The organism is Brachybacterium netajii (SeqCode), assembly GCF_054114245.1.
The window spans coordinates 771657-794557 of the sequence record NZ_JBSYXB010000002.1; the positions used below are offsets into that span (position 1 = coordinate 771657).

Below are 22901 nucleotides of genomic sequence, written 5' to 3' on the forward strand. Positions count from 1 at the left end.
ATGGTCGCCGTCAAGTCCCTCGCCGACGGGAAGATCAAGCTGGGTCTCCTCCCGGTCGCGCCCGTCGATCCCAACGCCCCGACACTCTCCGAGATCGAGGCCAGCCTCGACATCTCCTGCCGGATCGCGAAGACCCCCTACACGCTCGGCCCCACCACCTCGGAGTCCATCAACGACCCCGAGCTGTGCACCGACGTCAACGCGACCGTCTGGGGAGCCTCCAACTTCGAAGGCCAGATCGCGCCCTTCCGCTACTTCGACGACGTCACCGGTCTCGTCGACGAGACCGGTGACGAGGTCTTCCAGGCCCTCAAGACCAAGGGCATCGAGGTCTGGCTCGTCGAGCGCGACTCCCACAAGAAGTCCACCGAGGACTGGACCGCCGGCGACGAGGTCTCGATCTACCGCGCGATCCTCGACAACCCGAAGAAGCCCAGCGACCGCGGCGGCTTCATCAAGCGGATCGTCGACCTCGCCATCCAGGAGGGCTTCCTCGACAAGGTCATCGTCGCCGGCCCCTGACCGTCCCCCACCATCCCCCCGACTGCTGGGCGGGGTCGAGCGCCACTCCTCGCTCCCCCGCCCAGCGCCCTCCCCGAGAGGGCACCCCAGGAGCCCAGGAGCACAGGAGAAGGAGCAGCAGCATGACCCCCGAAGACACCACCCACGACATCCCCCTCACCGACGACCAGGCCCCCGACTACGGCACCAGCGCCGACGAGTTCGACCTCGAAGCCTGGATCGACGACGGCACCCGCCCCCGCCGCGACGTCACCATCTACCGCGACTGGTCCCTCCTCGCCGAGTACGAACGCCTCGCCGAGCAGCTCAAGGACGAGCAGGACGACGCCGATGAGGCCATGGGCGACACCTCCATCACCACCCAGATGCAGGACATCATCGACCGCATCGACGCCTCCCGCCTGGTCTTCACCATCCAGCAGGTCACCGTCGACGAGCGCAAGGCGCTCGCCGAGAAGGCGCCGGTGAAGCCGGTCCTGGACAGTGCCGGCGAGCCGGTGAAGGACGCACGCGGTATCCCGCGGACCCGGGTCGACGAGATCGCGCTGGGGAACATGGTCACGGCCTCCGCCGTCGTCGGGATGGTGGAGCCGTCGTCCGGGAAGCGGAAGTCGACGATCTCCGCGAAGCAGCTCGAGCGGATGCGGCTGACCCTCGGTGATGGGCCCCTGCAGTCGCTCTACCGCGGCGTCGCCGAGCTGAACGACAAGGGAGCGGTGCTCCCGTCGATCCCTTCCTCGCGCGAGCACTGAGGCGGTTCCCCGCGGTCCGGCAGTCCCTCGAGACGGCCCGGTCCTGGGGGACGACGCTGTCGCACCTCATGACCGGCGCCGAGGGCTGGACGGACTGGGATCGTCTCCTGGTGCTCGCGCTGAGCCGACACGACATGGACCTGTGCCCGTCGGGCGCGGGCCCGGCGCACTACCGCGACGAGTGCGACATCGACCGGGCGGACGTCGAGCCGGAGGCGTTCGAGACGCAGTGCATCTGGCTGCATGCCGCGGACGAGTGGCACGAGGAGCGCAGGAAGACGAAGAACCCTGACAAGGGCGTCCTCATGGGTCTCCGCGACGCCGCCGAGCACGACGGCGAGTAGGCCGCTCAGCGGCGGCGCTGCTGCTGATGCTCGATCTTCTTCGCCTTCCGGATCACGAGCGCGGCGCTGATCACGACCCACACGATGTTCCCGATCCCCGCGAAGACCAGGATCCCGCCGAGCGCGCGGGCGGCCGGTGCGTCGCCGGTCAGGGCCACGAAGCCGATCAGCATCATCACCGCTCCGATGATCACGCGGGTCCAGAAATCCTTGACGGTCAGCATCGGGCTCTCCTCGGGCAGGTGCTGGCAACGACGGAATGCACGTCGATCCCATCCGAAGGGAGGGTGACGTGGCAGATCGCTCCATCGTAGTCCGGCTCCGGGCCGAGATCTCCGGCTTCAAGAAGGAGATGGCCGAGGCGACGCGGGCCGTCGAGGCAACCGCGAAGGGCACCGAGACCGCCGCGAAGAAGGCCGACACCGCCCTCGGTCAGCTCGTCCAGTCCGCGGACTCCAACCGCGAGGCCTGGTCCACCGCCGGCGCCACCCTCACCGGCTTCGGTGCCGCAACCGTCGGCGCCCTCGCCCTCGCGACGAAGGCCGCGATGGACTGGGAATCCTCCTGGGCGGGCGTCACCAAGACCGTCGACGGAACCGCCGAGCAGATGGACGCCCTGCAGGCCGGGCTGCGGGACATGGCGCTCGAGCTCCCCGCGTCCCACACCGAGATCGCCGCCGTCGCCGAGGCCGCCGGCCAGCTCGGCATCGCGACCCCGAACGTCCTCTCCTTCACCCGCACGATGATCGACCTCGGCGAAGCGACGAACCTGACGTCCGACCAGGCCGCGACCGCGATCGCCCGCTTCATCAACATCACCCAGACCGGGCAGGGCGAGATCGGTCGCCTCGGCGCCGCGATCGTCGGCCTCGGCAACAACTTCGCGACCACCGAGTCCGAGATCCTCGACATGTCGATGCGCCTCGCCGGCGCCGGCGAGCAGGCCGGACTCACCGAGGGCGAGATCCTCGGCATGGCCACCGCCATGTCCTCCGTCGGCATCGAGGCCGAGGCCGGCGGCACCGCCATGTCCCAGACGATGAAGCGCATCGGGAAGGCCGTCGACGAAGGCGGCGCCAGCCTCGAGCTCTTCGCCGCCGTGTCCGGCATGTCCGCCGCGGACTTCGCCACCGCCTGGGAGGGCGACCCCGCGTCCGCGCTCACCACGTTCGTCGCCGGCCTCGCCGAGACCGAGCAGCTCGGCATGTCCACCAACGCCGTCCTCACCGAGCTCGGCATCACCGGCATCCGCGAAGCCGACGCCCTCCTCCGCCTCTCCTCCGCCACCGGCGTCCTCTCCGACGCCATGGCCACCGGCAACGCTGAGTTCGAGCAGGGCACCGCCCTCATCGAAGAGGCCTCCAAGCGCTACGAGACCGCCGAGTCCCGCATCGCCATGGCCCAGAACGCCCTCGTCGACGCCGGCATCAGCATCGGCTCCACCGTCCTCCCCGCCCTCGCCGACCTCGCCGACCACGTCACCACCGTCGTCGGCGCCTTCTCCGACCTCCCCGATCCCGTCCTCTCCGCCATCACCGGCATCGGAGGCATCACCGGCGTCGCCGCGCTCGCCGCGGGATCGTTCCTGCTGCTGTTCCCGCGCGTGATGGACTCCGTCTCCGCGTTCAAGCAGCTGCGGAAGGACAACCCGGTGGTCGCGTCGGGCCTCAGGAAGGTCGCGCGCGCCGCGACGGTCGCCGGCGCCGCGTTCACCGTCCTGCAGATCGCCTCCTCGGTCGCCGACAGCTTCAAGGAGGCCGCTCCGGCGGCCGACCAGATGGCGGCATCCCTGTCGAACGCACAGTCGACCTCCGAGATCACCGCGCAGGGGATGGACGCGCTCGTCGCGTCGTCGTCCAACGCCGGCTTCTCGATCCAGGGCGTCGGCGATGCCCTCGACCTCGTCAACGGGAACAAGTTCCTGCAGGGCATCGAGCAGGCCACCGCGGGATTCGCCGGATTCGATACCACCGCTGGGCTCGCGAACGAGCGCCTGGGCGAGCTCGACCGCACCCTGACGCTGCTGAACGACAACGGCCTCGACGACGCCTTCCACGAGTCCTTCAACGCCGCCGTGGAGTCCGCCGAAGCCTACGGCTACTCCGCTGAGGACCTCATCGAGCGGCTCCCCGAGCTGCAGACGTCCCTCACCGACGTCGCCACCAGCATGGGCCTCGAGGCCGACGCGACGACCCTCGCGAAGCTCGCCACCGGAGAGCTCGTCCCCGTCGTCGACGACGCCACCGGCGCCGCCGGCGCCTACGCCGACGGCATGGACGACGCCGCAGAGGCCACCGAATCCGCCGCCACCGCCGCCTCCGAAGCCCTCACCGCCTTCACCGACCTCGCAAACGAGTTCATCACCTCCGAGCGCGCCGCCCTCGACTACGCCGACGCGCTCGCCGACGCGAACACGGCGATCGAGGAGAACGGGCAGCACTGGGAGGACGGCACCGAGGCCGCCGACGAGAACAAGCGCGCGCTGCTCGACCTCGCCGAGCAGGCGCTGGAGACGGCCGCGTCCCTGGAATCGAAGAACGAGTCCGGGACCTTCCTCGCGCAGGCCCGCGAGGACCTCATCGAGGTCGCGACCGAGCTCACCGGCAGCAAGGAACTGGCCGAGGCATACGTCGATCAGCTCCTCGGGACTCCCGAGGAGATCCAGACGATCGTCGACCTCGACACCCTGGCCGCGCAGGAGGCATGGGACGCGCTCTGGGCAGAGCTCGGATGGAGCCCGCCCGAGGTCCCCGTCGATGCCGACACGGAGCCCGCCCGAGACAAGTTCGAGGGCCTCGTCAGCGATGTCCCGCCCGTCGAGATCACCGCCGACACCGGACCCGCCGAGCAGAAGTTCGACGGCGTCCTCTCCACGATCGACGAATCCGACCCCGAGATGGTCATCGACGCCTGGGTCGACACCACCGGCGCCCAGGGCGACGTCGACGCCTTCCTCATCCAGGTCGACGGCCAGGGCGGCACCGTCACCATCAACGGCGAAACCCTCACCGCCGAAGAGGCCCTCGCCCACGTCATCACCACGATCGACGAGTCCGACGGCACCGTCACCATCAACGGCCAGTCCTACCCCGCCGACGAGGCGCTCGCCGCGGCGATCCTGCAGGTGAACCTCTCGGAGGGCACTCTCACGATCGACGCGAACCCGGATCCTGCGAACGCGCAGACCGATGGTGTGCTCGCGCACGCGAACTCGTCGACGGGCACGATCGACGTCGACGCGGACACGTCGTCCGCGGAGTCGGGGATCGACCATACGGCCCGGGATCGGGACTCGACGATCACCGCGAATGCGGCGACGTCGGCCGCGGAGACCGCGCTCAGCTGGGTCGCGCGGGACCGGTCGTCGACGGTGACTCAGCAGGTCAAGCAGGTGTTCTCGGACGCCGGCGGGGCACTGCAGGGCAGGGCGACGTACAAGGCGCATGGCGGTGCCGTGCATGGGCCGGGCACGGCCACGTCCGACTCGATCTCGGCGTGGCTGTCGAACGGCGAGCACGTGATCACGGCGGCGGAGGTCGCCGCTGCGGGCGGCCATGGCGCGATCTACCGGCTGCGTGCGTCGATCCGTGCGGGCGATCTCCGGCTCGCCGACGGCGGCGGCGTCGAGCGGGGCCGGGTGGTCCCGGCGCCGACGCCGGTCCCGATGGTGATCGCCGGGGCGGGCCCCGACGCCGCCGGCGCCGGCGCCGGTCCTTCGCTCACGTTCCACAACTGGAACTCGGACGCGGTCCGCTCGACCCGCGAGCAGGTCGCGCAGTTCGGCCAGGCCATCGACTCGATGGCCGTCTCATTCTGAGGAGGCGAGATGACCGCGCTGGATCCGACGATCGCCCTGGCTCCCTTCGCGCCGGCGACGTTCCCTTCGTGGACGGTGCCGGACCCGGACGTGGTGGTGGAGCTGCCGGGCGGGCTCGAGCTGGTCTCGGGCTCGTCCCGGTCGGCGCCGCTATCGCTCGCGGAGTGGGACGGCTGGGACAACGGCGCCCGCGTGAAGAGCTCGCAGGGGTCGTGGGACGACGACGACGGCGGCTGGGAGACCCCGATGCTGTTCGACGGCCGGGACCTGACCTTCTCGGGCCGGATCCGCGGCCAGAACCCGCGGCACATGTGGCTGCTGAAGGAGAAGCTGGCCGCCGTCGGGATCGCACCCCGGTGGGGAACGATCATCGTGCGGGAGCAGCACCTCGGGCTGAGCCGGCAGGTACGGGCGAAGCGCGCGGCGAAGCCCGTGATCACGCCGCTGTCCGATCGGATCGCGGCGTACCAGCTGCAGTTCGAGACCGCTGACTGGCGGCGCCTGTCGACGGACGCCCGGTCGGTGACGATCACGAGCGCGGGCGTCGCCCTGGAGAACCTCGGCACGGCGCCGGCGAAGCTCACGGTCACCCTGACCGGCCCGCTCACGAACCCCGCGGGCCTCGCCTGGGACGACGGCGCCTGGCAGTACGGCGCCGTCGTGCCCGCCGGGGAGACCCGCACGGTCGACTTCGAGCGCCGCCGCGTCTCGAACCTCGCGACGACGCTGCACTCGCGGATCGACGCGGCGGGGACATGGCTGTCGCTGCCTCCGGAGTCGACGACGGTCATCCGTCGCACCGGCGGTGGGACCGGGACGATCAGCGCGGCATGGAGGTCGTCATGGGGCTGAGCCCGTCGTACTTCATCGCCGACTTCTCCACGGGCGACATGATCGACGTGCTGCCGCTGCAGGGCGTGCGCCTCGCGTCGTCGCTCGCACCGGGCGCGTTCTCCGCGTCGCTGGACCTGCGGTCGCTCGGCGTGTCGATGGCGGCCGCCCGCGATCTCGTGGGCCGCCTCCAGCATGGCCGGTGCACGCTCGTGCCGGTCCTGGAGGGCACGTCGACGGGCGTCGGCAGTCCCCCGACGTCACGGGCGCTCGGCGAGTGGTGGATGGCCCGCGTCACGGGGTCCTACGCCTCCCCGATCGTCTCCCTATCGGGGCCCGAGTTCGCGGGCTACCTCTCGTACCTGCAGCCCGTCGATGACGTGCAGGGCTCGGCGCTGGACCCCGTGGTCACGGCGCGCGGCCTCATGTCCTCCGCCTTCACCTACAGCCAGACGGTGGTCGTGGATCTGCAGTCGTGGGTCTCGCACACGGGCGCGAAGGTCCCGGTCGACATCAGGGAAGGGACCTCGGACTACTGGACCGAGATCGCGGACCTGCAGGAGGCCGCGGGCGGGCCCTTCGAGTGGATGCTCAAGACGGGGCTGGTCCTCTCGGGCTGGTCCCCGCGGCGCGTGACCCGGACCCTCGAGGTCGGGCAGCCGGAGCTCGCGCTGATCCGCGACGACATCACCCTGGAGATCGCCGCGCCCGGCACCGGGCCCGCGTCGCTGCTCGACGCGACCTGGGACTGGGACGAGGACCGCTCAGCGACGAACGTGAACGGCTTCGGCGCGGGCCGCGGCGCCGACCAGATCGGCCCGTTCTCCGAGGCCAGGGCCCGGGCGACCGGGGAGCCGGGGAAGTCCCGGATGATCTCGGACCCGACGGCGCTGACGGAGGCGCAGGTCCGCAGGTCGATCCGCCGGAAGCTCGCACAGCTGACCCCGGAGGATCGCGCGTTCACCGCGACGATGCCGACGAGCTCCTACACCCCGATGGTCGGCGAGGTCTACCACTTCCTCGCGGACGCGTCGTGGACGCGGCCGGCGACGGCGTCGCAGGTGAAGGTCGACGGCTGGTCCTGGTCCTCGGCCGACCCCGACGTCTACAACCTCGATCTCGTGGAGGTGTGAGCGCATGACGGGCAGGAAGCCGACGGTCCCGGGGAACCTCCGGGACCTGCAGCGGCAGATCAACCGGCTGGCGACGGCGCCCCTCGGCCCAGTGTCGGTCACCGGCGACGAGGGCTCCCTCCGCTTCTACACGGGCTCCGGAGACACCTTCTACGTCGACCCCGACGGCGCGGCCTTCGCCTTCCAGGGCACGCTCACCAGCCTCACCCCGCACCTCGAAGCGAACGCTGCGAAGAACTCCCAGCAGGACGGGCGGCTGAGCGGCCACGACGCCGACGTGACCCGGATCGACGCGAAGGACACCGCCCAGGATGGCCGCCTGAACGGGCACGACACCACCCTCGGGCAGCACAACACCCGGATCACGACCGCGCAGTCCACCGCCGACGGCGCGGTCAGCGTGAACAACACGCAGAACACCACCCTCGGCCAGCACAACACCCGGATCACGACGGCACAGAACCGCGCCGACAAGGGCGTCGCCGACGCCGCCACAGCGCAGACCCGCGCCGACGACGCCTACACGCTCGCGCAGGACGCCGCCGAGCTCGCCGAAGGGGCGATCACCCCGCAGCAGCTGTCCACCGCGATCAACGGCGTCCAGAGCGCCGTCTCTAACCTCGCGGACCGCGTCCTCGCGCTCGAGCAGTGGCGTGACTCCCTCCCCGGCAACTGACCACCCACCCACCCTGCAGCCCCCGCCCGCGGGGCTCTCCAGCATGCCAAGGAGGTCCCCATGACCAGCAGCATCATCCCGTCGGCCGACCTCGCCCCCGGGATGCCGTCCCGCGTCGTCACCATCGCCGCCACGGACGTCACCGAGGGCGGATTCTCCCTCGCCGGCCAGAAGGTCACCTTCGCGCTCTCCCACACCCTCGACGCGACCGGCGGCACCGTCATCGCCCGAACCTCCGCCACCATCACCCTCGACGCCGCCGGCAAGGGCTCCATCCGCCTCCCCGTCTACAGCTCCTCCGTCGACGCCTGGCCCCTCCGCCGCGCCCCCCACGACCCCCTCGGCAGCGACGACTGGGCCATCATCGTCACCACCTCCTGGGGCTCCACCAAGACCATCCGCGTCCCCGCCGGCACCTCGACGATCGCGCTCGCCGCGCTGCCGGACGTCCGACCGCTGACGCCGATGGAGTCGAAGTGGGCGATCACGGCCGCGGGGATCACGATCACGGAGGGTGCGCAGTGGGGCGCGACGACGTCCCTCGACGGCGGGATCCTGACCTTCAATCTCACGGTCCCGCCCGGCGGGACTGCCTATTTCCGTGGCCCGATCGGGTCGGCTGACCTCGACAGCCTCGTCGAGACCGGCGTCTACACCCAGGCCTTCGGGTCCAATGCGACCGAGGCCCGGCACTACCCGGTGCTGACCTCTGGCGTGCTGCAGGTCGCGGCCCAGGGCACCACGGTTTGGCAGCAGTATGACGCCGACGCAGGATACGGGATCTGGCGACGCAAGGGCGTCGACAGTGCCTGGGGTGAGTGGGAGCGCATCTCCGGGTCCTTCACGAACCGAGGCCTCCTGGGCTCCGCCGATCTCGACGGCGTCCTCACGGACGGCATCCATCACCAGATCTACTCGTCCGCCGCGACCACGGCCCGGCACTACCCGGTGACGACCTCCGGCGTGCTGACCGTGTCCGTCGTCCCGAACCCGAACCGCATCTACCAGGCCTACCAGGCTGACGCCGGGCTCGGGACCTGGCGGCGGATCCGCACGGAAGGCACGTGGGGGGCCTGGGAGCGGCTGACATCGACCCTGCAGAACCGGGGCCTCGCGGGGTCCGCGGACCTCGACAGCCTCACTGGCGAGGGGACCTGGTATCAGCGGTACCCGGGGAATATCACGCCGGAGCGGCACTACCCGGTAGTCGCGACCGGCCAGATCGAGGTCCGCGTCCTCGATGCATCGATCGGTGCCCGTGCGCAGGAGTTCTGGCCTGATGACCAGTCGCTGGGTGCGTGGCGCCGCGTGTCCATGGGCTCCGTGTGGAGCGCGTGGGCGCAGATCGGTGGCGGGACGGGTGCGGATGCCGCGATCGGCGCCACGGTCCGTCGTGATCGGGCGCGCTCCCGGAAGGGCGGGCGGATCGGCACCGCGGGCCGCGGGGTCGTGACCCTGCGCTTCGATGACGCGCATGACGCGATGGCCGCGACAGTCGTCCCGCTGCTGAAGCAGCACAAGCTGCCCGCGTATCAGGCGGTCACGGTCCGGCTCGTGGAGGAGGAGTCCTCCCGGACGTGGGCGCAGATCCAGGAGCTCGTGGGCGACGGGATCGAGGTCTTCGGGCATTCGTGGACGCATCAGGCCGCATCCGGCTATGGCGCGCTCCGGAAGGAGATCGTCGAGTCTGCGGCCTACATGGAGGCCCAGATGCCTGGTGTCGCGATCGAGGGCTGGGTGATGCCCGGCACCGGCGAGGGAGCGGACGCCTACGACGGCTTCGGCCCCGGCGGCACGGTCGAGGCGTGGACGGAGACGTCCGCGGGCCGGATGATCCTGGACCGGTACGCGGTCCCGTGCGGGTCGATCCCAGGGTTCCTGAATCCCCTCACCGGAACCCCCATCACGGGGCAGGTGCACTGGACCTTCGAGGCGGAGACCCTGGCGGCGACGCAGGCGATGGTCCGGCAGGCGATCCGCACGGGCACCGGGATCACGCTCATGGCGCACCCGGCGCGATTCGGCACGACGGGATTCATGTCGGTCGCGGACCTGGAGGCTCTGCTGGCGTGGATCGCGGCGGAGCGGGACGCGGAACGACTGCTGGTCCTCACCGGGACGGGGCAGGCGTTCGCGGATGCATCGACGTCGCAGCGGATGAATGTCGTCGCGGGACTCCCTGACGGCTGGACGGGCAGCGGCTGGACCTTCGCGGACGGGGTCGCGTCGACCACGACGGGTGGGCTCCTGTCGCACGCGGCGGCCGCGGAGGGCATCAATCATCTGCGCGGGAGTGTCTTCGAGGCGACCGCGATGGTGCACGCACCTGACGGGGCGGTGTTCCGCACGCAGGTGACCGGCGGCGCGGCGAAGTCCGAGAACCACACGATCCCGGCTGGGGGTTGGCATCGGGTGCGGATGCATTTCCATCTGCCGACGACGGCGGGTGTCGCTGCCGGGCTCACCGGGGTCTTCGGGCGCGTCTCCGGTGGCGCGGTGTCGATGACCGATATTGCCGTCCGTCCGATCTGACGGCGAATCTCATGTGTGAAAGGAGAGGGTCATGAAGAGGATCACGCCGCTCGCGGAGGCGCTGGCCGACGGGACGCTCGTCGTGGATGTCGACGGGGTCAATATTGACCTCGGAGGTATTCGCTCGGCGCGCCTGGATGGGGTCAAGGGGACCGAGCTTGGAACTCGTGACCTGAATGACGTGACCACTCCGGGCGGGTACTTCCAGGTGTCGTCCGCGAACGCGACGACCGCCCGGAATTACCCGTTTGCCGTGTACGGGAATCTGCGTGTCCTGTCGGAGCATTCCACGGACGCGAATCTGATTCAGGAATACATTCCGGCTCCGCATTACGAGACCGGATTCGCGCGCCGATCCCTGCGCTCCACGGGCTGGTCCGCATGGGCGTACTACCAGTCGGTCGCGGAGACGGAGACGCAGGTGACCAGCCTCGTCTCCGAGACGGTGGATGCGGCACCCGCGGCGGGGATGAAGCGGGTCCCGCTCGTCCTGTCTCTCGGCCACGGGTCGGACTATGCGGGCCCCGCGGCGTGCACGTTCCGTGTCCCCCTGCTGTTCATGCCCGATATTCCGAGGTACCGGGTGCATATCCGGAATGACAATCCGCGGACCGGTGCCCTGCGTGCGGGGGGCGGAGCGTTCACGGGGATCTGGCAGGGTGTCCACGCGACGGATGGGGCTTTCACGGGGACGCCGACGCAGGTGGTCGGGGCTTTCGAGACCCCGGAGGACGGCTCAGAATGGGTGTCCGACTGGATTAATCAGCCCCTCGGCGGCGGCACCGAATACCTCCTGTCGTTCGGGTATACGTCGTCCACGACACCGGGGCCGTCTTTCAATGCTGGCGGTTGTTGGCGGAATGACGAATCCGCGAATTACGGTCCGACCGTGTCGGCGTCCACGATGACGCGCCAGAATCTGGTGCCGTTCGACATCTGGATCGAAGCGGAAGTCGCGACGTCGGTCCCCGTCCTCGCGGGTGTCGGGGATTCCCTGACCTGTGGGATCGGCGCGGACTTCACGGTCGCGGACTCCTGGGTGTCGCAGTGGGCCCGCGCACATGATGCCCTCCCGGTGCATTTCGCGATCGGTGGCACGCAGATGTCGTCCTGGCACCGGAACATGTACGTCCTGAACCGGTGGGCGGGGCTCGCGCGGCCGGATGCGGTGGTCGTCGGGATCGGCTCGAATGACGTCTTCACCGGGGCGACGCTCGCACAGATGCAGGATCGTGCGACGGCGCTCGCACCCCTGGTCGTCGAGAAGATCTCGGCACGGATGCATGGGGCGACGGTCATGCCCCGCTCGAACAGGACCGGTGCGGAGGAGGACGTCCGCCGCGCCTACAACACCTGGCTCCGCGCGCAGCCGCTCGGACTCCGGGGAGTGTTCGATTTCGCGGCGTCGATCTCGACGGACGACGAGAACATCCTCCCCGCCTACGCCGCGACGGACCTCACGCACCTGAACGCGGCCGGATACGCCCAGAACGCGCTGACGATCAGCGGCGTAACAGCGCCGGCGCTCGCATCCACGGCGTCCGTGACGGCGGTGGAGACGCGGGTGGATACCGCGCTCTACGACAGTGGACTGCGGGACATCACGACGCTCGCGGCCGGCGTGACCGCTGGCGCGGTCCGCTTCCGGACTCGGCGTGGACGGGCCCGGGTGACCCTCGAAGGCGTCCAGACCTCCACTGCGTCCGCGCAGCTCTTCCCCAACACCGGCGGGGCCCTCGTCCCCTACCGGCCTGTCGCGCCGGACGCCGGATTCGGTGTCGTGACCAGCGTCAATTCCGGGGACACGTACCGAATCCAGGTCAACTCGAATGGCGGGCTCACGCTCTACGGCGCGCCCGCCTCCACCGTCCTGAACGGCTGGGTCGAGTGGGACATGGACCGAACCCCGCCTGCCATGCCGATCGGCGACGCCGCCTGACAAGGAGACCCCTCATGGACCTGACGACCCTCTCTGACGATGACCTCGACGCGCACCGTGTCGCCGTGCTCCGCGAGCAGGAGCGCCGGACGCAGCTCGCGTCCATCCCCGCCGAGATCACCCGCCTCGCCCAGACCTTCCGTGACGGCGGCGGGGACGAGCAGGCCCTCGTCGACGCGATCGACTGACCCCCACACCTCTCTCCCCTCGTAGGCCCCGTGACCATCCCGGTCCGGGGCCTTCCTCTTGCCCGAAAGGGGCTCGCATCATGGCTCTGGCCACCGCGTCCATGCCGAAGGCGTGGAGCAACAAGGACAAGGTCGAGCGTCTGCGCACGGATGCTTTCGAGTCGCTGACTCGGATGCTGCCGCGTGCGGTCGCGGACACCGGCACGAACTTCCAGATCTGGTCGGCGCTGCGCACGCACGCCGAGCAGGTCGCGCTCTTCGTCGCGAACTACGTCGACACGCACGGCACCAAGAAGACCGCGAGCACGGACCGCTGGTACGGCGGGACCGTCTGGAAGCGGCGCGCGGGCGGTGTCGCGGTCGCGTCCCCGGACCTGGGGTCGAACCACCAGTCGGGCGTCGCGATCGACATTCATCCCGCGGCGATCCAGGACTGGATCAAGACGAAGGGCGGCGCGCACGGCTGGGACTGGGCCGAAGGCCGCCGCGCCGGGGAGGACTGGCACTTCCGATACTTCCCCGAGCGCGACCGCTACAGGGCCGAGGGCCTGCTCGATCATGCGGCGGTGCAGCGTGTCGTCGGCGCCGACGTGGACGGGAAGATCGGCACCGGCACCGTCGCGCTGATCCGTGCATGGCAGGGCGAGCACGGTCTCACGGTCGACGGGAAGGTCGGCCCGGTCACCAAGGCGGCGATGGGGCTCGCGGGAAAAGATGAGCCGACGGCAGCGGCCCCGGACCTGCCGTCGGCGCTGCCTGCGGTTGCCGCGGACCTGATCATCGAGACGCCGGGCGACTCCCCCAACGCGAACCACGAGCGGTACGGGCAGGAGGTCGCGACGGTCACGTTCCACTGGTGGGGGGAGCCGTCGGGGCAGACGCACGACGGCACCGTCGCCTACCTCCTGAAGGACCGCGGGAACGCCGGCACCAGCGCGCACTACGTCGCGTCCCCGGGCCGCGTCTCCCGGTGCGTGCCGGAGGACTGGACGGCCTGGTCCTCGGGCTCCCGCACCGTCAACCGCGGCGACATCAGCATCGAGTGCGACCCGAACGATCCCGTCGGCACGCTCCCCACCGCCGCGGCGCTCCTCGCGGACATCTGGACCCGCCACCCGGACGCCGTCGTGCACATCCACTCCGACTGGGTCCCCACCACCTGCAACGGCACCTACGAGGACCTCATGACCGAGCTCCTCGCGCTCGCGTCCGGCGCCGTCGTGGACCTGCCCGTGACCGTCCCTGATCCGACCCTCCCCACTGGAAAGGCGCTCCTCGTGAAGCTGAAGGACCTCCCCGATTTCCCGCTGCTCCGCACCCCGGAGCACCGCTGCTACTACGGCCCCCAGGACGGCCCCGCCGAGGCCGTCTCCGGGAAGTCCCCGAACAGCCTGAACCCCGGCGAGGTCACCGGCAGCGGCCTGACCTCGTCTGCGCAGGGCCTCGCCCGCTACCAGCAGAAGCGCGGCCTCACCGCCGACGGCCGCTACGGTCCCGCCACCGAGGCCGACGTCCGCGCACTGCAGCGAAAGGCCGGGCTCACGGTCGACGGGAAGCTCGGGCCCACGACCTGGTACGCCACCTGGCTGGTGGCCTGATGCTGTCCTCGTCGCCATACCCGCAGCCGCCCCTGTGGCCATGGACGCTCGCCATGGTCGTCGGCGCCCTGCAGGGGCTCGCGGCGGGGGCATGGGTGATCCTGTCCCCGCCGACCTCCTACGAGGGGATCGGGGCGACGCTCACCGTGATCTGGGGTGCGCTGATCGTCGCCGGATCCGCCCTGGTCCTCGTCGGGCACCTCGCCCGCGTCCACCAGATCGAGATCCCCGGCCTCGTCTTCATGCTGACGGGGATCGTCATCTACATCTACCTGTCCTGGGATCAGGTCCTGACCACGTCTCCAGGGTCGGGGCCGCGGGCACTGCTCATCGGGCAGCTCGCGGCGATGCACGCGGCACGGCTCCTGCTGCTGCTCGTCGCTGACGCGCGCGCCCGCGCCCGACTCGACGAGAGGGAGGCGACGGATGGGTGAGGTCCCCTGGGCTGCCGTGATCATCGCCCTCGGCGGCGGCGGTGGGGTCGCAGCGATCATCACGTCCGTCGCGTCCTGGCGGCGGGGGGTCCGTGAGCAGGATGTCGCGGAGGACCAGACCGCCCTCGACGGCTACAAGTCCCTGGCGGCGGAGCTCCGCCAGGACCTCCGGCAGTACAAGGCGGATCTCGCCGCGCTGCGCGAGGAGATGAGCGCGAAGGACCGGGAGACCGACGCCCGGTTCGAGCGGATCGAGGCCGAGCTCTCCACCGAGCGGTCGACCCGCTGGGCGGCTGTGCAGTACGCGCGGGACCTGGTCGCGCTGATCCGTCGCGCGCTCCCGTCGATCCAGATCCCCGCCCCGCCGGATTCCATTTCTGAGCACATCATCGTCCCACCCCGAGAGGAACCCTGACCATGAACACGCACAAGGCTGATACCCCTACGCAGGTCGTCCACCCCTGGCGAGCAGTGATCCGCACTTTCGTCGCCGCTGGTGTCGGCGTCGCGATCGCTTTCCTGGTCCGCACGATCGGTGTGGACCTGACCGCCCTGTCCCCCGCCATCATCGACTCCCTCACCGCCCTGGCGTGGACGATCGGCACCGGTCTGGTCCAGTGGCTCCTGACGCGTCCGTGGGCGCAGCCGGTGCTGGACGCGATCGGTCTCGGCACGGGTGTGAAGGCTGACTGATGCTGGTCACGGTTATGGCGGGCGTCGTCCGCTCGCACGGCGTCGACGAGCGCGCGTTCCCCAGCGCGGGCAGCGTCGTCTTCACCCCGGCATCCACGGGGACGTGGGAAGGCGCCCTGCGCGGCGCTGACCCCGTCTCCACGCCGATCGTGGATGGGGTGATGGTCCCGGTGGAGCTGGTGCCGGGGCCGTGGCACGTGTCCGTCCGCCCCGAAGCACGGCCCTACTGGGCGAGCTTCCTGGTCGAGATCCTCGCGGGTGCGGAGCCGGTCGACCTTGTCGACCTCGCCCCCGTGATCGAGGTCGACGGGGAGAAGTGGGCGGCCGGTCCGGCGGGCCCGGCGGGTCCGGAGGGGCCCGAGGGCCCACAGGGGCCGGAGGGCCCTCGGGGTGATCCTGGCCCGCAGGGCGAGCAGGGCGTCCAGGGCGAGAAGGGCGACCCGGGCGACCTCGTCGAGGCCCCGGCGGTCGTGACGGCGGGCCCGGCGGGGACGGGCGGGGCCCTCACCCTGACCGCTACCGGTGGGGACCGAACCCTGGTCGTCGAGGGCGTGCAGGCGACCGGTGCCTCCGACGTCCTCGCGACCGTCACCGAGCCCGGCGTCGGTGCAGGCTGGCTCCTCTCCGTCGTGGAGGGGGTCACGCACATGTGGCCCGTCATCGTGTCGGGCACGTCGATCATGGCCCCTGGTCCGGTCACGGCAGGGCATGTCCTGGAGGGAGCAGTCTCATGGCGGATCACCTGACCACCCCGATGTCTCGGGGGGGGTGCTGTAGATGGCACTTCCTGTCTCGCACGTCGACCCTCCGTCGACGCCCTGGCTGTCCGTCGGGGAGAACGGCGCGACGGTGCACATGCGCTGGCGGGCCGGGCGGGTGGAGGTCTACGTCTCCGTCCCCGCGACGACGGTCGGCGACGCTCTGGTCACGCTCCCCGCGGACTGGGTGCAGTCGGGCCCGTGGGGCAGTGCGCATGCGAATGCGCGCCCGCTCGGCCCGGTCGGCCGCGCGGGGACGGTCGCCGGGCAGCTGTACTTCCCGGAGCCGTATCCCTCTCGCCTGCTGTGCACGACGGCGTCCGCGACTGCTCGCGGCTTCTGCTCGTGGCCGGTGGACGTCATGCCCACGAGCAGGCCTGGCGTCCCGGTCTGACCTGGCAGGTGCGGCATGATGCCGGTGCTGCATGTCGATGGGCCGTCGACGGGCTGGCGGGCGATCGAGCTCGCCGCCCCCTATCCGGCCGGGACGACGGTCTGGGTGCAGCGGGTGCCCGGCTGGGTGATCGCGGCCCACGGGTCGCCGGAAGCGTCAGCGACCTGGGCGCCCGGGATCACCAAGGGCTCGGGCATCTCGACCGACAAGGCCTGGACAGACACGGGCCTGTGGACGCCGGACCGGCGTGCCGTCGAGCCGATCTTCCACGGCGGCACGGGCGCGGTCGTCGGCGCGGTCGGATGGTCGACCGAGGTCGGCGGCTTCCTCGGCCTCACGCACACCGCCTCCTCCGCGATGGTCTTCTGTCTGGTCGCGCCGTGCTCGCAGCCGATGCCGGACCCAGCGACGCTCCCCGGGGCCGCGGTCTCCCCCTGATCGCGGGGGGCTCTAGATGAGCGTCCCTGTCCTGCATGGCGTCCTGCCGTCGACCGACTGGGTCGAGGTCACGGACCGCATCACCCCGGCACCAGCCGCCGGGCACATCTGGGTCCAGCGCACGGGCCGGCATGTCGACTGGTGGGTCGACGGGATCCAGGGCCCCGACCAGATGATGCTGAGAGAGCTGCCCGGTTTCGTGACGGAGACGACCGGCACGGGCTGGCGCGGCATGCTCTGCCCGGTATCGGGTGCCGAGGGCACGCTGATCACGACGCTCACCGCCGGGTCCCTCACCCTGAACCGCTTCCTGTCCGGGAATCCCCGCATCCGGATCATCGCTCCGACGCCGATCTTCGCCCGCTGCACGGTGACGACGGCGGATCCCTGGCCCACCACCTAATCTCCCCCTCTCCTGAAAGGCTCCCCCTATGGCTATCCCCTCCTCGGCGGCGATCATTGCCGCGTCTCGTGATGCTGACCTGCATGCCCGGATGGTCGCGCTCGGCGCGACCCTGGATCCTCCTCTGACGCAGGTGCAGATCGAGGCTGCGCGGACTCGTCTCGCCGCCGCCCCCGTCGACCCGACCGGCACGGCAACCGTGGCCAGCGTGTACGAGTACACCGCCTCGCAGCCCCGGTTCCGGCCGGGTGAGGACCCGTCGGGCGTGACCGACGCGCACATCATCCACGCCCTCGGCACCATCGCCTGACCCACAGAAACACACAGCGCCCCCGCGCTCTCGGCTACGGCCGGGAGGCGGGGGCGCTCTTCTGCGTCCCGGGGGCTACTTGCCGATCCGCCTGCGGACGGTGACACGGGCGAGGCCGGTCTCCTCGGCGATCTGGACCTCGGACATGCCGCGGGCTGCCATGCCGCGGATCCAGCCGGTGAGCTCGGCTTCGGCCTGGCGGTAGCGGCTGACGACGTTTGCGAGGGTGTCCTCGTCGAGGATGTGCTGGAGGATCGCGGAGAGGGCGGCGTCGTCCTCGGCCTGGTTGGCGGCCTGGTCCTCGGGGTCGCGCTCGGCGCGGAAGGGCTGTTGGAGGTAGGCGTTGGCGGCCTCGGTGAAGCTGTCGTACTCGCCGGGGAGGAAGTCGTCGAGGACGGGTCCGAGCCAGGCGTCGAGTTCGGTCTTGATGGTCATGGTGGGTGCTCCTGGGGGTGGGGTGGACCCGCCCGATGCTGGACGGGGCATTGGCGTGACGGGGGTCAGTCCTCGTAGACGGTGCCGCAGTCGAAGACCATGCCGTCGTAGCCGAGGGCCTCGGACCAGATGAGGTCCCACTCGATGCTGGCGGGGCTCTCCTCGTAGGTGATCGTGGTGCGCTCGGACCACTGGCAGTCGTCGGGGATGCCGGGGATGCGGTGGACGGCGGCGGTGATCCAGGCGGCGAGGGCGGCGCGGTCCTCGGCGGTCGGGCAGTCCTTGATGCCGTCAGGGTCGGACTCGTCGGTGGGGACGGTCGGGGCCAGGCCGCTGATGGTCCAGGTGCGGCCGTCGTGCTCGTGGGTGATGGTGGCGGAGAGGGTGCGGGTGTCCATGGTGGGGCTCCTTGGTGGTGGTGGAGGTCAGAAGGTGATGCCGTCGCGGGCGAAGCGCTCGTCGATGCCGTCGTAGAAGCCGGCGTCCTCGGCGGACTCGATGGAGACGACGCGGGTGGGGATGATGAGGTGCTCGCCGGCGGCGGCGTCGAGGGGGAGGTCGCCGGAGGGCTCGCCCTCGAGGGTGATGATGACGGGGTCGTCGCCGATGGGGAGCTGGTGCTCGTAGTAGTAGTCGAGGAGGGACTCGAGGTCGGCGCAGACGGAGACGCCGAGGCGGGAGCGCTCGTCGTCCATGGAGGTGGGGACGAAGGAGCGGCGGCCCTCGATGAAGAGGGAGTCGGTGCCGTACTGGCGGTCCTGGATGCGAACGTAGGTGCTGGCCATGTCTGCTGTCCTCCTGGTCGATTCCTGCTTCCTGTCTAGAACTATACAGGGGGAGAGGGGCGCTGTCTACAACTAAACAGGAATAGTGGTCACGAACAGGTCACAGCGCGAGCCGCGGGCGGACGACGTCGCGCCACTGCGACACCAGGACCGCACGGATCCGCTGATACTCCTCGCCCGGGATGCCGGCGGCGCCGCGGTCGACCCGGTCGCGGATCCCCGCGGCGACCCCGTCGAGGTCTCCACGGACATCACGGCCGGAGAGCCATGCCCGGAAGGGACCGTCGAGCTGCTGGGCGACGTCGCGCCGCACGGCGGCCTCGCTGGCCCGGCCGATCGCACCGCGCGCCCGCGCGGCGGCGAGGTCCCGCAGCGCGAAGAAGAACGCGTCGCGGACGGTCTCCCATGCGTCGATCCGTTCGAGCTGACCGGGAAGGGACCGGCCGTCGACGGCCAGCCGGTGCATCCGCACGTCGGTGATCGTCGTGCGGTGGCCGTCGAGGGCCACGGTGAGCGTGTCGATGCGCGCAGGCCCGACCGCGTGGCCGGCGAGCCGGCGGATCCCGATCGGCAGCGGCCCGCCGGCCGCGAGCGGGAACCACGGGTCCAGGCAGAAGTCTCCGCCCCGCGGCCGCAGCGCCCCCCGGTGCGCCGTCGAGGGCCGCCAGAGACCGTGCTGCTCCACCGTCTCGAGTCCGGAAGGGTCGAGGCGGTCGCCGGCGGTCAGCAGTGCTCCGGTCGTCCAGCCGTCGGCGTCGAGGTGCAGGGTGATCCGGCGGGCGGGCCAGACGAGGAGCCGCCCGGGCCCGACGGGAGCATGCTCGCCGCGGGGTCGCGCAGGGTCGTCCTCCCATGCCGGCGCACCGGGCCCCCACTCCCCGGCGGGCAGGTTCCACAGGATCGTCTCAGCGAGCGTGCCGAGGTGGACCAGGCTGGTGGGGATGCGGGAGAGCCATGCGGGGCCGATCGGCGCCGCCCGCCCGGACGCGTCCGCGGGCTCCCCGATGATCCCGGTGCGGATCCCGGACGGGTCGAACAGGACCCGGACGAGGACCGCGCGCGCAGTCTCCGCGGGCGACAGGCGGGCCGGGACCGGCCGGTTGCTGTCGGGCAGGAGGAGCCGATCCAGGCACATCGCCGCGGCCGCCAACACGGGCTTGTCGTCGTGCGTGAGGAACCGGCCGAGGGAGAAGTCGTCCTCGCGCTCGGCGAGGTAGTGGTCGATCGCGTCGACGGCGAGCCCGTCGGGGGTGCCGTCGGCCCAGGCATCGCCCTGGACGCGGAAGGCGATCGCGATGAGGAGCCGCTCGAGGGCGCGCTGCTCGAGCGGGGAGTCCGCCTGGATCCCGCGGAGCTCACCGGCCCGCCGGAAGACGTCCCGGAGGGAGACCTCCTCGGCGTGCCCGTCGAGGGTCTCGACGGGGATCCACGGCTCGGTGGTGAGGCGTACGGGGTCGCTCATGGCCGACACCCTATGGGCCTGCTCACGCCACCTCCCATCCGCCCGGGTCCTGGCACTCCTCCCCCGCCACCACCTGACGCCGGGGCGCGTAGAGGGTCAGGGGTGGACGCCGCCGATCTGCGCGGCCACGGCCTCACGGTCGACGTTCAGGAGCGTGACGTTCACGCCGACGACCGCCTGAATGCCGTGCTCGTCCGCCAGGATCGCCGACGTCAGCCGGCGCTGCGCCTCGTCAGCGGTCGACTCGCGGCTCCAGATCACGACGGCCCCGTCCTCGCATGTCACCGCGATCGTCGTCCCGTCGTCCCGCTCGTCGGCCGGCCGATCGCACTCCGCCCCATCCACGGACCGATAGAGCTCGACCGCCGCGTCAAGGTCGGCCACCTCCTCATCCAGGCTCGGCGCCGCGGCCGCACCGCACCCCGCCGCGAGGACGAGCACAGCCCCGACGTCTGAGCGGCTACCCGGTCGGCCGACCGGAGCTCGCCCACGGAAGCACACAGCGCCCCTCGTTCTCCTTCGGGAGAGCGAGGGGCGCTTTCGTGCGTCTGGAATCAGGACTCAGGAAGCTCGAGCTCGAGCTGTACCATCGGCGCGCCGCCCTCGACGGGAGTCACGGTCAGGACCCGGTCTCGCTTCGGCGGGAACCGCTTCGCGTACAGGGCCTTGAACTCGTGCTTGTTGGCACTGATCGACATGAGTGTGATCACCGTTGTGATCTGTCGGTCAAGATGGGTGTTGCCAGTGTGCTCTGTCAGGTGTTGATGGTGGCGGCGTGCTCGGTTCCCGGCGGCGTTCGATGGGTTCACGCGCCGCAGGTCTTCGAGGACGCCTTCTGGCAGTCCCTCGTAGATGTACTCGTTGATGAAGCGGCCGATGAACTGGGGGCGCCGGTTCCCCTGGGGTTCATCGAGCGCATAGATGCGGTAGATCTGTGAGAAAAACTCGTTCGGGAAGCGCTGCACCCACGGGCGGAACTCCTCGTTCACGTAGCTCGCGAGGAGCTTCTGGAGCTCATCCCTGTCCCTGACTGCCTGGTATCCCGTCGCCTCGTCGACGAGGGCGTTAATGCCGACTCGAGCGAGGCCACGCATGAGCACCTCTGCAGCATGCGCAGCGGCATGCTGCCGGGGAGCAAGCACCTTGTCCTCGCGCGCTGCAAGGTAGATCTCGCAGACGGCCGGGAGGACGGCGGCCGGATACCCCGTGATGGTGAACTGAGAGTTGGGCAGCCTGTACGCGACCGGCGTCAGCTCCCCCCGCAGGTCTGCAGTGATGTACCCCTGCAGATTCGCGGCGGAGAGGAATGGTGCCGCGTCTGACCTTCGCCCCATCGACTCGGCTCGGCCGAGAGCCCTCATGATGTCGCCCTGCGAAATGAGACGGGTTCCTCCATCGAGAACGGCGCAGTCAAGTTCTCGCTCGCCGATCCTCAGCTTGCCGGTGAACTCTGCAACCGGAGCCTGCCAGCGGGCCTTGGCTGCTTTCCGTGCGATCTCGGATCGCTCTGTCTTGCTGAGCGCCTGGGCCCGTGCTCTCCCGCCCTTGCTACCGGCCAACTTCATGAAGTCGTCGGGGATGCTGTCCGACATGCGCGTCACCTCCATATGCTTGCGCTATGCAGAAGGGTACTTTAGGGCGTCGGCACCTGTCTACGCTCGGCGGGAAAGTAGCAGGTAAAGGAAGGGTTGTCGCTCCGCATGCCGAATGTTGCTCGACGGATGCTTGCGGCATGCATCAGTCGTGGCGGAATCGCCGAGGTCGATCATGAGCCGCGGGTCCGAGCTACGCCCATCCTCGAGGAGTCGGGGTCGGCCAGGCGCTCATGCCGCGTCCCAGCCGCCGGGGTCCTGGCATTCCTCGCCCGCGGCCGCCTGGCGGCCGTCATCGACGACGGGGACGCGCCGGGGCGTGCGGAGGTCTAGGGTCTGCTGTCGCTGGTCGATCTCCTGGCGGATCTGGCGGGCCCAGATCGCGTGCTCCTCGCGCATGTCCATGGCCCGCATCATGGAGCCCTCCACCGACACACGAGCCCACCATGAGTGCTGGCGCATCGTCACCGTGGTCTGGATATCCCGCATGGTGAGTGTCCCTCCTCGGATGCCGGGGCGATCCCGGCGTCGGCTCCGTGCCGACGACCACCAGCGTCCGGAGTTCGCCGCCGCCGATCCAGCGCCCTGCGCCGATTGGGGACGGACGGCCGTTGGGGAGGAGTGCTCGGCACCAGGAGATCGGGCCCCAGGAGCGCCCGAGCGTGCGCGCACAGCAGCGACGGCGCTCGCGCCGCGGACGGCCCAGACGATTTGGAGCAGCAGAGCGGCCGGTCCCCGCGAGGGGGACCGGCCGCTCACGCGTCACCGGGACAGGCCCTCGAGGGCCCCGACCCGACGACGCTCAGAAGCTCAGAAGCTCAGAGCTCAGAGCTCAGAAGCAGGAGCTCACAGGCTCGGGGTCACG

At 70.5% G+C, this 22901-nt stretch carries 27 protein-coding genes; 19 read left to right on the forward strand and 8 right to left on the reverse strand.

Features of this window, described 5'->3' with window-relative positions; genetic code table 11:
* The 3 genes from ACXET9_RS07295 (at position 1) to ACXET9_RS07305 (ending at position 1618) form a co-directional block, all read left to right on the forward strand.
* A complete protein-coding gene (locus tag ACXET9_RS07295; protein ID WP_457885826.1) occupies positions 1–522 on the forward strand; it encodes a phage tail tube protein in 522 nt (173 codons plus the stop codon).
* Between the two features lie 122 nt (positions 523–644).
* Entirely contained in the window at positions 645–1274 is a 630-nt protein-coding gene (locus ACXET9_RS07300) for a hypothetical protein (RefSeq protein WP_457885827.1), read from the forward strand.
* A 68-nt stretch (positions 1275–1342) separates the two neighbouring features.
* Positions 1343–1618, forward strand: coding sequence for a hypothetical protein (locus ACXET9_RS07305; RefSeq protein ID WP_457885828.1), 276 nt, complete (start codon positions 1343–1345; stop codon positions 1616–1618).
* Between the two features lie 5 nt (positions 1619–1623).
* On the opposite strand, the gene ACXET9_RS07310 is transcribed toward ACXET9_RS07305, so the two are convergent.
* Complete coding sequence (locus ACXET9_RS07310; protein WP_457885829.1) at positions 1624–1842, reverse strand: hypothetical protein; 219 nt, start codon at positions 1840–1842, stop codon at positions 1624–1626.
* A 68-nt stretch (positions 1843–1910) separates the two neighbouring features.
* On the opposite strand from ACXET9_RS07310, the gene ACXET9_RS07315 reads away from it, so the two are divergent.
* The 16 genes from ACXET9_RS07315 (at position 1911) to ACXET9_RS07390 (ending at position 17762) form a co-directional block, all read left to right on the forward strand.
* Complete coding sequence (locus tag ACXET9_RS07315; RefSeq protein WP_457885830.1) at positions 1911–5435, forward strand: phage tail tape measure protein; 3525 nt, start codon at positions 1911–1913, stop codon at positions 5433–5435.
* Positions 5436–5444: 9 nt separating this feature from the next.
* Positions 5445–6287, forward strand: a complete 843-nt coding sequence (locus ACXET9_RS07320; protein WP_457885831.1) for a hypothetical protein — start codon at positions 5445–5447, stop codon at positions 6285–6287.
* Complete coding sequence (locus ACXET9_RS07325; protein ID WP_457885832.1) at positions 6278–7399, forward strand: hypothetical protein; 1122 nt, start codon at positions 6278–6280, stop codon at positions 7397–7399. Before ACXET9_RS07320 ends, ACXET9_RS07325 begins: the two co-directional genes overlap by 10 nt.
* Before the next feature lie 4 nt (positions 7400–7403).
* Positions 7404–8075 carry a hypothetical protein gene (locus ACXET9_RS07330; RefSeq protein ID WP_457885833.1) on the forward strand — a complete coding sequence of 224 codons (672 nt, stop codon included), beginning with the start codon at positions 7404–7406 and terminating at the stop codon, positions 8073–8075.
* A gap of 60 nt (positions 8076–8135) precedes the next feature.
* Entirely contained in the window at positions 8136–10607 is a 2472-nt protein-coding gene (locus tag ACXET9_RS07335; RefSeq protein WP_457885834.1) for a polysaccharide deacetylase family protein, read from the forward strand.
* Positions 10608–10638: 31 nt separating this feature from the next.
* Positions 10639–12546, forward strand: a complete 1908-nt coding sequence (locus ACXET9_RS07340; RefSeq protein WP_457885835.1) for a GDSL-type esterase/lipase family protein — start codon at positions 10639–10641, stop codon at positions 12544–12546.
* A 14-nt stretch (positions 12547–12560) separates the two neighbouring features.
* Positions 12561–12734: a hypothetical protein gene (locus ACXET9_RS07345; RefSeq protein WP_457885836.1), complete on the forward strand. Its 174-nt coding sequence runs from the start codon at positions 12561–12563 to the stop codon at positions 12732–12734.
* Positions 12735–12814: 80 nt separating this feature from the next.
* The gene (locus ACXET9_RS07350) at positions 12815–14332 is read left to right on the forward strand and encodes a peptidoglycan-binding protein (protein ID WP_457885837.1); all 1518 of its coding nucleotides are present in this window, start codon (positions 12815–12817) and stop codon (positions 14330–14332) included.
* A gap of 53 nt (positions 14333–14385) precedes the next feature.
* Positions 14386–14766 carry a hypothetical protein gene (locus ACXET9_RS07355; RefSeq protein ID WP_457885838.1) on the forward strand — a complete coding sequence of 127 codons (381 nt, stop codon included), beginning with the start codon at positions 14386–14388 and terminating at the stop codon, positions 14764–14766.
* Positions 14759–15181, forward strand: a complete 423-nt coding sequence (locus ACXET9_RS07360; protein ID WP_457885839.1) for a hypothetical protein — start codon at positions 14759–14761, stop codon at positions 15179–15181. Before ACXET9_RS07355 ends, ACXET9_RS07360 begins: the two co-directional genes overlap by 8 nt.
* A 2-nt stretch (positions 15182–15183) precedes the next feature.
* Entirely contained in the window at positions 15184–15459 is a 276-nt protein-coding gene (locus tag ACXET9_RS07365; protein WP_457885840.1) for a hypothetical protein, read from the forward strand.
* Complete coding sequence (locus tag ACXET9_RS07370; RefSeq protein ID WP_457885841.1) at positions 15459–16205, forward strand: hypothetical protein; 747 nt, start codon at positions 15459–15461, stop codon at positions 16203–16205. The genes ACXET9_RS07365 and ACXET9_RS07370 overlap by 1 nt, the downstream gene beginning before the upstream one ends.
* Positions 16206–16236: 31 nt before the next feature.
* On the forward strand, positions 16237–16611 hold the full coding sequence (locus ACXET9_RS07375) for a hypothetical protein (RefSeq protein ID WP_457885842.1): 375 nt from the start codon (positions 16237–16239) through the stop codon (positions 16609–16611).
* Positions 16612–16626: 15 nt separating this feature from the next.
* Positions 16627–17049 carry a hypothetical protein gene (locus ACXET9_RS07380; RefSeq protein WP_457885843.1) on the forward strand — a complete coding sequence of 141 codons (423 nt, stop codon included), beginning with the start codon at positions 16627–16629 and terminating at the stop codon, positions 17047–17049.
* A gap of 16 nt (positions 17050–17065) precedes the next feature.
* Positions 17066–17452 carry a hypothetical protein gene (locus ACXET9_RS07385; protein WP_457885844.1) on the forward strand — a complete coding sequence of 129 codons (387 nt, stop codon included), beginning with the start codon at positions 17066–17068 and terminating at the stop codon, positions 17450–17452.
* 28 nt (positions 17453–17480) lie between these two features.
* Complete coding sequence (locus tag ACXET9_RS07390) at positions 17481–17762, forward strand: hypothetical protein (RefSeq protein ID WP_457885845.1); 282 nt, start codon at positions 17481–17483, stop codon at positions 17760–17762.
* A 75-nt stretch (positions 17763–17837) separates the two neighbouring features.
* On the opposite strand, the gene ACXET9_RS07395 is transcribed toward ACXET9_RS07390, so the two are convergent.
* The 7 genes from ACXET9_RS07395 to ACXET9_RS07425 form a co-directional block, all read right to left on the reverse strand.
* On the reverse strand, positions 17838–18197 hold the full coding sequence (locus ACXET9_RS07395; protein ID WP_457885846.1) for a hypothetical protein: 360 nt from the start codon (positions 18195–18197) through the stop codon (positions 17838–17840).
* Positions 18198–18262: 65 nt separating this feature from the next.
* On the reverse strand, positions 18263–18595 hold the full coding sequence (locus ACXET9_RS07400) for a hypothetical protein (protein WP_457885847.1): 333 nt from the start codon (positions 18593–18595) through the stop codon (positions 18263–18265).
* A gap of 27 nt (positions 18596–18622) precedes the next feature.
* On the reverse strand, positions 18623–18982 hold the full coding sequence (locus ACXET9_RS07405) for a hypothetical protein (protein WP_457885848.1): 360 nt from the start codon (positions 18980–18982) through the stop codon (positions 18623–18625).
* Positions 18983–19082: 100 nt separating this feature from the next.
* Positions 19083–20444, reverse strand: a complete 1362-nt coding sequence (locus ACXET9_RS07410) for a type I-E CRISPR-associated protein Cse1/CasA (protein WP_457885849.1) — start codon at positions 20442–20444, stop codon at positions 19083–19085.
* A 96-nt stretch (positions 20445–20540) separates the two neighbouring features.
* Positions 20541–20885 (reverse strand): hypothetical protein, encoded by a 345-nt coding sequence (locus tag ACXET9_RS07415; RefSeq protein WP_457885850.1) that lies wholly within the window; start codon positions 20883–20885, stop codon positions 20541–20543.
* A 113-nt stretch (positions 20886–20998) separates the two neighbouring features.
* The gene (locus tag ACXET9_RS07420) at positions 20999–22036 is read right to left on the reverse strand and encodes a P63C domain-containing protein (protein WP_457885851.1); all 1038 of its coding nucleotides are present in this window, start codon (positions 22034–22036) and stop codon (positions 20999–21001) included.
* A gap of 231 nt (positions 22037–22267) precedes the next feature.
* On the reverse strand, positions 22268–22525 hold the full coding sequence (locus tag ACXET9_RS07425) for a hypothetical protein (RefSeq protein WP_457885852.1): 258 nt from the start codon (positions 22523–22525) through the stop codon (positions 22268–22270).
* Positions 22526–22901 lie beyond the last annotated feature (376 nt).